Source organism: Cellulomonas sp. H30R-01, from assembly GCF_010119915.1.
Taxonomy (GTDB): domain Bacteria; phylum Actinomycetota; class Actinomycetes; order Actinomycetales; family Cellulomonadaceae; genus Cellulomonas; species Cellulomonas algicola.
This window is the reverse complement of record NZ_CP048210.1, coordinates 1236355-1246368: the sequence shown is the minus strand read 5'-3', so window position 1 is coordinate 1246368 and position 10014 is coordinate 1236355. Positions and strand designations below refer to the sequence as shown.

General features: G+C 76.3%; 10 protein-coding genes. 5 read left to right on the top strand and 5 right to left on the bottom strand.

All coding sequences use genetic code 11. The features are described from left to right. Positions 1-3: 3 nt before the first annotated feature. Complete coding sequence (locus GXP71_RS20275) at positions 4-1236, bottom strand: hypothetical protein (RefSeq protein ID WP_238402639.1); 1233 nt, start codon at positions 1234-1236, stop codon at positions 4-6. 425 nt (positions 1237-1661) lie between these two features. On the opposite strand from GXP71_RS20275, the gene GXP71_RS05475 reads away from it, so the two are divergent. Then, positions 1662-2201 (top strand): YbhB/YbcL family Raf kinase inhibitor-like protein, encoded by a 540-nt coding sequence (locus GXP71_RS05475; RefSeq protein ID WP_162351835.1) that lies wholly within the window; start codon positions 1662-1664, stop codon positions 2199-2201. Continuing rightward, complete coding sequence (locus GXP71_RS05470; protein WP_162351834.1) at positions 2198-2779, top strand: YbaK/EbsC family protein; 582 nt, start codon at positions 2198-2200, stop codon at positions 2777-2779. The genes GXP71_RS05475 and GXP71_RS05470 overlap by 4 nt, the downstream gene beginning before the upstream one ends. A gap of 88 nt (positions 2780-2867) precedes the next feature. Here GXP71_RS05470 and GXP71_RS05465 read toward each other — a convergent pair whose 3' ends face one another. The 4 genes from GXP71_RS05465 to GXP71_RS05450 all read right to left on the bottom strand — a co-directional run bounded on the left by GXP71_RS05465 (position 2868) and on the right by GXP71_RS05450 (position 7141). Next, positions 2868-3425: a hypothetical protein gene (locus GXP71_RS05465; RefSeq protein WP_162351833.1), complete on the bottom strand. Its 558-nt coding sequence runs from the start codon at positions 3423-3425 to the stop codon at positions 2868-2870. Positions 3426-3613: 188 nt separating this feature from the next. After that, entirely contained in the window at positions 3614-4456 is an 843-nt protein-coding gene (locus GXP71_RS05460) for an RNA methyltransferase (protein WP_162351832.1), read from the bottom strand. Between the two features lie 46 nt (positions 4457-4502). Next, positions 4503-5819, bottom strand: a complete 1317-nt coding sequence (locus GXP71_RS05455) for an endo-1,4-beta-xylanase (protein ID WP_162354209.1) — start codon at positions 5817-5819, stop codon at positions 4503-4505. A gap of 62 nt (positions 5820-5881) precedes the next feature. Continuing rightward, positions 5882-7141 carry a sugar MFS transporter gene (locus tag GXP71_RS05450; RefSeq protein WP_162351831.1) on the bottom strand — a complete coding sequence of 420 codons (1260 nt, stop codon included), beginning with the start codon at positions 7139-7141 and terminating at the stop codon, positions 5882-5884. Positions 7142-7283: 142 nt separating this feature from the next. On the opposite strand from GXP71_RS05450, the gene GXP71_RS05445 reads away from it, so the two are divergent. The 3 genes from GXP71_RS05445 to GXP71_RS05435 are packed head-to-tail and all read left to right on the top strand — an operon-like array spanning position 7284 to position 10006. Beyond that, entirely contained in the window at positions 7284-8708 is a 1425-nt protein-coding gene (locus tag GXP71_RS05445; RefSeq protein WP_238402637.1) for a ferric reductase-like transmembrane domain-containing protein, read from the top strand. A 6-nt stretch (positions 8709-8714) separates the two neighbouring features. Then, a complete protein-coding gene (locus GXP71_RS05440; RefSeq protein ID WP_162351829.1) occupies positions 8715-9233 on the top strand; it encodes an FMN-binding protein in 519 nt (172 codons plus the stop codon). Continuing rightward, positions 9230-10006 (top strand): FAD:protein FMN transferase, encoded by a 777-nt coding sequence (locus GXP71_RS05435; protein WP_162351828.1) that lies wholly within the window; start codon positions 9230-9232, stop codon positions 10004-10006. The genes GXP71_RS05440 and GXP71_RS05435 overlap by 4 nt, the downstream gene beginning before the upstream one ends. Positions 10007-10014: the final 8 nt, after the last annotated feature.

The window sequence follows — 10014 nt, the reverse complement described above, 5'->3', positions numbered from 1 at the left end:
TCCTCAACCCACGAGCCGCAGACCGACGGCGGCCTGCTCCTCGACCTCGGCCGGTGCGGCCGGCAACGCGGGTGCGACGGGGGTGCCGGTCGGGGTGTCCGCCGACAGCGGCAGCGTGACGTCCACGGACAGCGGCACGGCCGACCCGCCGCGTCCCGACCGCGTGACGCGCAGCTCGTGCGTGCGCAGCCGCCCGTCGCCCGCACCGACGCCCCACCAGCGCCCCGCCTCGACGGTCAGCACCGTCGACGCACCCGGCCACGCGACGCTCGACAGCAGCACCGCGCCGCGGTCCCGCGCCCGCGCGGACAGCCGGCGCCGGTCGGTGTCGGTGAGCACGGCGTCCGGTCCGACGAGCACCACGTCGATGCCGTCGACGAGCGCCGCGACGACGGTCGCGGCGTCCTGGCCCGGCCGCGGCACGAGCGCGAGCCGCTCGAGCGCCACGCCCGCCTCGGCTGCGGCGAGCAGCCCCACGGTCGGCTGCCCGACGACGGCCGCCCACGCATCGCCCGCGCAGGCGTGCGCGAGCATCGTCAGCACGAGCGACGTCGACCCCACGACGGCCGTCGTGGCACCGCGGCGCAGCCCGTCGGGCAGCAGCGGCGCGAGCCGGTCCGGGACGGGCAGCGGCGGCCGCTCGGCCGCGAGCACCCCGGCGGGCCGGGACACGGACGTGGTCGGGTGCGACCGTGCCCACGCCTCGTCCGCGGCCCGTGGCGGCAGGGTGCGGTCGACGGGAGCGGCGTGCGGCGGCGCGGTGCGGTCGACGGGCACGCCGTGCGGCGGCGCGGTGCGATCGACGGGCACGCCGTGCGGCGACGCGGTGCGATCGACGGGCACGCCGTGCGGCGGCGCGGTGCGATCGACGGGCACGCCGTGCGGCGACGCGGTGCGGTCGACGGGCACGCCGTGCGGCGGCAGGGTGCGGTCGACGGGCACGGCGCCGGGTGCCGCTGACGCCGTGGACCGGTCGGCGCGGTGCGTCGGCAGCAGACCCGACGACGGACGTGCCGCCCCGCGCACGGGGTCCGCCGCGAACGGCACGGGCGCGCCGCCGGCCGGCGTGGACCGGGTGTCCGCCCCGTGCTGAGCGCCTTCGACGGGGCTCGCGGACGACTCGGCCGGGCGCGTCGCGACCCGGACGCTGCGCGCCCCGGTCCGGAGCTCGGCGTGCGCCAGCACGGCCCGGGCCAGCTCGACCCGTGCCTGCTCGGACAGCACGCTCGCTGCCATCCGCACCCACCTCCAGCACCCACGTACACCGCTGTGACCTGCGGCGACGCGCGTGATCGCGCATTCGATCGAACATCTGTTCGAGTATCTCAGTAGACGCTGACACCCGGAGGCGTGTCAATCCGAGCCACCCTCCCGGGCGATCGCGAACGCGCCTACGTCCTCGTGGGCGCCCGGAGGGCGACAACACCGCGAGAGCGACGCATGGATGTGTCGCTCTCGCGGTGTTGTCGCCACTCGCCCGCGCGCGACGCCTGGATGAGTCCTCTCGGGACGACGCCACCCGCCCGCGCGTGTCGCCCCGCACCGCGGACCTGCGCCGACGTCGGGACATCGCCGAGCGGGCCCCGGGACACCGCCGCGTCGACGTCCGGCGCACCGCCGAACCGCGCGCACCGCACGCCTCGCCGGGTGATGATGACGCGATGACCTCGCTGACCCGCCCCGTCGCCCCCGACCCGTACTCGCTGCTGCCCGCGGTGCCGTCGTTCGAGCTGCGCAGCGACGACGTCACGCACGGCGACCGCCTCCCCGACGCGCACACGAACACCCCGGCCGGTGCCAACGTGTCGCCGCACCTGGCGTGGTCGGGCTTCCCGCCCGAGACGCGCTCGTTCGTCGTGAGCTGCTTCGACCCGGACGCGCCCGGACCGGCGGGCTGGTGGCACTGGACGCTCGTGGACGTCCCCGCGACGACGACGGAGCTCGCGACGGGTGCGGGGAGCGCCGGCAGCACGACGCTGCCGCCCGGGGCCTTCGCGCTGCGCGGCGACGACGGCGAGTCCGCCTACGTCGGCGCCGCTCCCCCGCCCGGTGACCAGGTGCACCGGTACTTCTTCGTCGTGCACGCGCTCGACACCGACTCGCTCGGCGTCGGCCCGGACGCGATGCCGGGGGCGGTGAACACCGCCGTCGTGTTCCACACGCTCGCGCGTGCCGTGCTCGTCGGGACGTACCAGCGGTGACTGCGGACCCCACGACGCTCGGCTCGCTGGCCTGGGTGCCCGCGCTCGACCGCCCCGACCTGCTGGCCGACCCCGTGCGCGCCGCGGTCGACGCGTGGGCCGCCGTCGACGACCGCGTCGCGGACGCCGTCGTGGTCACCGAGATCGATCCCGACCTGGCGGACACCGCGGCGCTCACGGCCGCCTACGACCTGCCGCCCGCGGCGTCGGCGAACTGCGTGCTGGTCGCGGGCCGTCGCGAGGGCGCGGAACGCGTCGCCGCGGCAGTCGTGCGCGCGACGACCCGGGCGGACGTCAACAACGCCGTGAAGCGGCTGCTGGACGTGCGCAAGGCGTCGTTCCTGCCGACGGACCGCGCGGTCGCGGAGTCGGGGATGGAGTACGGCGGCATCACGCCGCTCGGGCTCCCTGCCGGCTACCGGGTGCTGGTCGACGCGCGCGTCGCGACGGACGACCCGGACGCGGGCGCGGTCGTCGTCATCGGCAGCGGTCTGCGCCGCTCGAAGGTCGCGCTGCCCGGCGCGCTGCTCGCGTCGGCACCGGGTGTCGAGGTGGTGGACGGGCTCGCGCTCGCCTGACCTGGCCGCCGAGCAGCGCGTGACGGTCGTGCGGACCGCCGGCGGGTCAGCGACCGTCCGAGGGCGAGCAGGTCAGTCGCGGTGCGCGTCAGCGGCGGTACGGGAGGGCCCGCCCCCAGACGGCCTGCCCCGGCACGCGCAGCGGTGCGGGCGAGGGCGCGTAGGTCCGGCCGAGCAGCGACTCGAGCTGGCGCGTCGCGGCGAGCAGGTGCACGGTCGCGTCGGGCTCGTCGGCCCAGGCCTCGGGCGACGCGAGGACGCGGGCGGCGGCGCGCGCGTCGGGCTGGAGGTCGAGCGCGTGCTGCTCGGTGAGCAGGACGGTGTGCCCGCCGTGCGCGCCGAGCCCGAGCCGGTCGCGCCCCCCGCGGCGTCGTCGCGACGTGGGCTTGCGGTGGGCGCCCGTGAGCACCGCGGCGACGAGACCGGCGGTGGCGTAGGTGGACTGCGGGAAGGCGTAGCACGCGAAGCGGAAGCCGTCGGCGGCGGAGCGCAGCTCGTGACGCAGCCGCTCGGCGACCGCGTCGACGTCGACCGAGCCGGGCACGACGTCGAGGGTCGCGTCGACCTCGGCGTGCTGGAAGGTGAGGCGCTCGAGGAAGTCGAGGGCGGGGTGGGCGTCGAACGCCCCAGGGCCCCATGCGGCCACGTCGTACCTCCGTCCTCGTCGCACCCGTGCTCCTGCGGCGCACGCGAGCACGGCGAGGACCGCAGACGCCGGCGTCAGCCTCCGAGCCTGCCGCACGCCACCGACATCGCGCACCTCGATTCGCCCGAGCGGCGGCGTGTGCGTCTCGTCACACGGGACGGCTCCTCACCGGTCGCCCGACGAGGGGCTCAGGCGCGCGTCGCCCAGAACGCGACGGCCGCGGCGGCGGCGACGTTGAGCGAGTCGACGCCACCGGCCATGGGGATGCGCACGACGAGGTCGGACGCGGCGACGGTCGCGGGCTTGAGGCCGTGCCCCTCGGCGCCGAGGACGAGCGCGAGCCGCTCGGGCGGGTCGGCGACGAGCTCGTCGAGCGTGAGCGCGTCGTCGGACAGCGCGAGGGACGCGGTGACGAACCCGTGCGCACGCAGCTCGTCGATGCCGTCGGGCCACGGGTCGATGCGCGTCCACGGCACCTGGAAGACGGTGCCCATCGACACGCGCACGGACCGCCGGTAGAGCGGGTCGGCGCAGCGCGGCGTGACCAGCACGGCGTCGACGCCGAGCGCGGCGGCGGATCGGAAGGCGGCGCCGACGTTGGTGTGGTCGACGACGTCCTCGAGCACCGCGACGCGGCGCGCCCCGGCACCGTCACGTGCCCCGGCGAGCACGTCGGCGACGGGCGTGAGCGGCGGGCGGTGCATCGCCGCGAGCGCACCGCGGTGCACGTGGAAGCCCGTGATGGCCTCGAGCACGGGCTCGTCCGCGACGTAGACCGGCACGGTCGTGCCGTCGTCGGGCAGGTCGGCGAGCATGCGCTCGAGGTCCGGCACCCAGCGCGGCGCGAGCAGCACGGACCGCGGCCGGTGCCCGGCCCGCAGCGCGCGGCCCAGCACGGTGGACGACTCCGCGATGTAGAGGCCCTTCTCGGGCTCGTGCCGGGAGCGCAGCGCGACGTCCGTCAGGGAGACGTAGTCGGCGAGCCGCGGGTCGGACGGGTCGGTGACGGGCTGCAGGTCCGGGCGTGGCACGCGCCCATCCTCCCAGCCGCGGACCACGCCCCGGCACGGGCCGCGGTCAGGCCGGCAGACGCACCTCGACCGGCCCGACGGCACCGCCGTCGAGCGTGAACGGCACCGTGCGGTCGCCGACGGTCACGGCGTAGTCGCCGAGGAACCCGCGCACCGGCACCGTCCCGTCGTCGTCGGTGCGCAGCGTCGTCGGCGCGAGCCACCACTCGTCGCGCACGAGCCGCCGCAGCGCGTCGTAGGCGGGCTTGGGCGTCCCGTCGCGGCGCACGAGCCCGGCGGGCGCACCGAGCCACGCGCCCTCGTCGGCGATCCCCCAGTAGGTCGTGGACGCGACCGCGGGGTGCGACAGGAGGGTGCGGTAGTGCCGCTCGAGCTCGTCGGCCTGCCGCGCCTCGCCCTCGGGCGTCGACGGCCACGAGTCGACCTGGTGGTCGTTGAGGTCGTCGATGTGCGCGGGCATGAGCTCGCCCGACACGAGCGTCGTCTCGGTGAGGTGCAGCGGCAGCCCGAACCGTGCGAAGCGGTCGAGGATGCGCAGCGTCTTCTCCTCGCCCCAGTAGCCCTGGTGCATGTGGCTCTGCAGGCCGAGCGCGTCGACCTGGATGCCGGCCTCGAGCACGCCCTCGACGAGGCACTCGTACGCGGTGGACATGTCGAAGTCGTTGAGCAGGAGCGTCGCGCCCGGGTTGGCGGCGCGCGCGGTCTCGAACGCGAGCCGGATCGTCGGGATGCGCCCGCGGTCCCAGGCGAGGCGCGTGAGCCCGTTCGGCTCCTTGTCGAAGACGGGCATGATGACGACCTCGTTGATGGCGTCCCACGTGTCGACGACGCCCGCGAACGCGGTGACGTCGCGCGTGATGCGGTCCCGCACAGCCGCCTCGACCTCGTCCACGGGCAGGTCGCGCAGCCACGACGGCGCCACGGTGTGCCACGCGAGCGGGTGGCCCTTGACGTGCGCGCCGCGCTCGGCGAACCAGCGGGCGGCGCGCAGCAGGCGCTCGGTGTCCGGACGGCCGCGCTCGCGCTCGAACTGGCCCCAGTAGAACGGCAGCGTCACGGTGTTGAAGACGTCGAACCAGAGGTCGGCGAGCGCGGGCGCGGACTCGGCGCTCGCGCCGCCGAACGCGGACGGCGCGTCGGTGGTCGCGCCGTTCGCGAGGCCGATCAGGTCGAAGCCGATGCAGCCGAAGCCGAAGGCGTGCCGGGTCTGCTCGACGACGACGTCGGTGCTGGTCAGGGGCGCACCGTCCGGACCTCGCAGCAGCAGGCGGACGTCGGCGGTCCGGTGCGTCAGCGTGGGGTCGGCGCCCCCGGCGGCGGTCGTGGTGGTCGCGGTGACGGGGGCGTGCGAGAGCTGGGTCATGGGGTTGCGCGTGTCCTCGTGGTCGTCGTCGACCGGGTCGGAGCCCACCCGGTTCGATAACGTTATCGAACCCCGGCGGCCCGCACGTCCGCCGACACACCCGCGGACGCCTCACGCCGCAGCGCGGACCCGCCGACCCACGACGCGACGGCCCCGACGACCGCGATCACGGGCACGACGAGGAACGCGGTGTGCGCACCCACGACGTCGGCCAGCGCCCCCAGCGCGAACGGCGCGACGCCGATCGCGATCCCGCCCGCGAGCGTCGCGCGCGCCTGCGCCCGGTCACCCTGCCCGGGCGCCGCGGCGAGCAGCAGGGAGATCGACAGCGGGTACTGCGCGCCGTAGCCGAACCCGGCGACGACGAGCCCCGCGAGCGCGACGCCGGGCACGGTCGCGGTCCAGAGGATCGCCCACCCGACGATCGCCACACCGAACGCGACGACCAGCAGCATCGCGGGCCGCACCCGCAGCGACAGCGGCGCGACGACGAACCGCACGGCCGTCATGCCGGCGACGAGCCCCGCCGTGGTCGCGGCCGCGATGCCCGCGCCCGCACCGGTCTGCTCACGCACGAGGTCGGTCGCCCAGTACGTCGTCGCGTTCTCGAGGGCGATCGCCGCGACGATGGCCGCGAGGAACCACCACGTCGGCGCACCCGCGCGGCGCGGTCTGTCGGTGACGTCGACGGTCGGCACGTCCGGCACGGGCGTCCCGTCCGCGAGCGCGGCCCGCTCCGCGGGCGTCATCGCTCCCCCGACGGGCTGCCGCGACACGAGCACGGCGGTGACGACGGCGAGCGCCGCGGTGACCGCGACGGCGGGCCGCCAGCCGAACCCGGCGGCGACGCACGCACCCACGGCGAGCGGCCCGACCAGGCCCACGCCCGACCCGACGCCGTTGGCCTCGGTGACGGCCGCGGAGGCGGCAGGGCCGTGGTGCTGCGCGAGCCCCGGCTGGGCCGAGCTGATCGCGAGGTTGCCGCCGATCGCGAGCACGAACATCCCGAGCAGGCTCGTCGCGAGCGATCCCGCGGTCAGCAGCACGGCGATCCCCACGACCACGACCGCGCACGACGCGAGCAGCGTCCACCGGCGCCCGCGAGCACGGACCGAGCGCGGCGTGAGGAACGCCGTGAGGATCGCGCCCGCCGCCATCGCGGTGCCGTGCAGACCGGCCTGCGCCCCGGTGAGGTCGAGGTCGTCCGCGAGCAGCGGCACGCTCGGGTTGAACGAGTAGAGCAGCCACCCCCACACGACGAAGCAGCCGTACAGCGCGACGGTGAAGCGGTCGCGCCGGAGCCGCGGGTGGGAGGGGGTCATGCGGGCAGGTTACGTCCCGCCGGTGACGCCGACCGCGGGCCGGAGGTCCCCCGCGGCACGTGGCCACCCGCTCGGCCCATTCATGGGCGCCTCCCGCGCTCCTCACGGGGTTCTCCCAGGAACGGGCACGAGCGTCTGTCCTGTGAGCACCACGACAGTCGAGCAGCCCCCGGCCGCGGCACCACCGCCGCTCCCCGTGCGCCTGCGTCCGCCGCGCGCCGCCCGCTGGTGGCCCGACGCGGTCACCGCGCTGACGTGGGCCACCGTCGTGTGGGTCGTCGGGCTGTGGGCGACGGGCGGCGGCGTCGGTGCGCTCGCCGGGTCGCCGGCCGACGTGCTCGGCACGATCGGCCGCCTGTCCGGGCTGCTCGCCAGCGACCTCCTGCTGCTGCAGGTGCTCGGCATGGCGCGCATCCCGTGGGCCGAGCGGGCGTTCGGCCAGGACCGGCTCGCGCGGTGGCACCGGTGGACGGGCTTCACGTCGTTCCACCTGCTGCTCGTGCACATGGCGACGCTCGTCGTGTCGTCCGCGCTCGCCGCCGGCACGGGCGTGGTCCGCGAGGCGTGGGACATGGTGACGACGCTGCCCGGCATGCTGATCGCGACCGCGGGGACGGCGCTGCTGGTGGCGGTCGTGACGTCGTCGCTGCGCGCCGCGCGCCGCCGGGTGCGGTACGAGAGCTGGCACCTGCTCCACCTGTACGCGTACCTGGGTGTCGGGCTCGCGGTCCCCCACCAGCTGTGGACCGGGACGGACTTCGTCGGACGCCCGTGGGCCGCCGTGTTCTGGTGGGCGCTCTGGGGTGCCGCGGTCGCCGCGGTCCTCGTCTTCCGCGTCGGGCTGCCGCTGCGGATGTCGGTGCGTCACCACCTGCGCGTCGACCGCGTCGTGGCGGAGGCCCCCGGCCTGGTGTCGGTGTACGTCGGCGGACGCCACCTCGAAGGGCTCCGGGTCGCCGCCGGGCAGTTCTTCGTGTGGCGCTTCCTCACCGGCCCCGGGTGGACCCGCGGGCACCCGCTCTCGCTGTCGGCTGTACCCACGTCGGCCGGTCTGCGGCTCACCGTCGGGACGCGCGGCGACGACGGGGAACGCCTGGCCCGGCTGCGGCCCGGCACCCGCGTCCTCGTCGAGGGGCCGTACGGACGGCTCACACCCCGCGTGCGCACGCGGCCCCGGCTCGCCGGCTTCGCGGCGGGCTCCGGGGTGGCCCCCGTCATGGCGCTCCTGCACGACAGCGCGTGGCGACCCGGCGCCGACACCCTCGTCCTGCGCACGAGCACCGTCGAGGAGACGCCGCTGGCCGCCGACGTGGCGTGGCTCGTGCGCGACCGCGGCCTGCGCTACGTCCCGCTGACCGGCGCACGCAGCACCACCGGCACGACCTGGCTACCGGCGGACCTCGGCCACGTGCCCGGTCCCGACGCGGTCCGCTGGCTCGTGCCGGACCTCGACGAGCACGACGTCGTCGTGTGCGGCCCCGGTCCCTGGGCCGATGCCGTCGTCGCCGCCGTGCGCGCCGCCGGCGTGCCCGACTCCGCCCTCCACCTCGAGCGCTACGACTGGTAGGTCACCATGCGACGCATCCTCGCCCTCACCGTCGGGACCGTGGCCGGTCTCGTCGCCCTCTTCGCCTATCCCACCAGCAGGAACGCGTCGGTCGACGCGCCCGCCCCCGCGGCCCAGCAGGAGTCCGGCGCCGGGGCCGGCGTCGGCGGTGCCTCGTCGTCGGGTGGCTCGTCCACCGACGGCTCGTCGACGGGGTCGTCCGGCACCGCGGGCGGCAGCTCCGACGCCTCGTCGGACGCGGGGTCCGTCTCCGGGACGTTCACCGGTGCCGAGGTCCAGACGCGCTGGGGTCCGGTGCAGGTGCAGATCGTGGTCCAGGACGGCCGCATCACGTCCGCCGACGCCGTGACGTACCCGGACGCGAACGGGCACGACCGGCAGATCAACGCCTACGCGATCCCGCAGCTCGACCAGGAGGTCGTGCAGGCGCAGGGCGCGAGCATCGACCTCGTCTCGGGCGCGACCGTGACGAGCGACGGCTACGTGCAGTCGCTGCAGGACGCGATCGACCAGGCGTTCTCGTGACCCCCGACCTGACGTCCACGACCGCCGCCACGCCCCGCCGCGCCTGGGTCGAGCACCACATGGGCATGCCGTGGAGCATCCACGTGCGCGGCGAGGCCGCTCACGACGAGCTGACGGCCCGGCTGGTCGCGCAGGCGTTCGCGGAGGTCGACCGGCTCGACGCGCTGCTCAGCCCGTTCCGGGCGGACTCCGAGCTGTCGCGCGTGCGGCGCGGCGAGCTCGAGCTGCCGGACGCGGGCCCTGAGCTGCGCGAGGTCGAGCGGCTGTGCCGCACCGCGCTCGCACGCACGCTCGGGTGGTTCGACGCGTGGCGGTGGCGCGACGGCTTCGACCCGACGGGCCTCGTCAAGGGGTGGGCGGTCGCGCGCGCCGCGCGCATCCTCGAACCCGTCGCGTCCGACGTCGCGGTCGACGCGGGCGGCGACCTGTCCGCCCGGTGCGTCGACCCGGGCAGCACGTGGCTGGTGGGCGTCGAGGACCCCGCGGACCGCACGCGCCTGCTGGCGACGATCCCGGTCGGCACGGGTGCGGTGGCCACGTCGGGGACCGCGGCGCGCGGGTCGCACATCGCCGACCCGCGCGCGGGCCGCGCGGCGACGGGCGTGCGTCAGGCGACCGTCGTCGGGCCGTCGATCCTGTGGGCCGACGTCTTCGCGACGGCGGCTGTCGCGCAGGGCGTCGCGGCCGTCGACCGGGTCCACGACCTGCACGGCACGTCGGGCGTCCTCGTGCTCGACGACGGCTCGACCCACGCGTGGTCGAACCCCGTCTAGCGGCAGGA

Coding starts and splice junctions, on each gene's coding strand:
- GXP71_RS05475 (WP_162351835.1), top strand. CDS start 1,662: ATGACCTCGCTGACCCGCCCCGTCGCCCCCGACCCGTACTCGCTGCTG.
- GXP71_RS05455 (WP_162354209.1), bottom strand. CDS start 5,819: ATGACCCAGCTCTCGCACGCCCCCGTCACCGCGACCACCACGACCGCC.
- GXP71_RS05440 (WP_162351829.1), top strand. CDS start 8,715: ATGCGACGCATCCTCGCCCTCACCGTCGGGACCGTGGCCGGTCTCGTC.
- GXP71_RS05450 (WP_162351831.1), bottom strand. CDS start 7,141: ATGACCCCCTCCCACCCGCGGCTCCGGCGCGACCGCTTCACCGTCGCG.
- GXP71_RS20275 (WP_238402639.1), bottom strand. CDS start 1,236: ATGGCAGCGAGCGTGCTGTCCGAGCAGGCACGGGTCGAGCTGGCCCGG.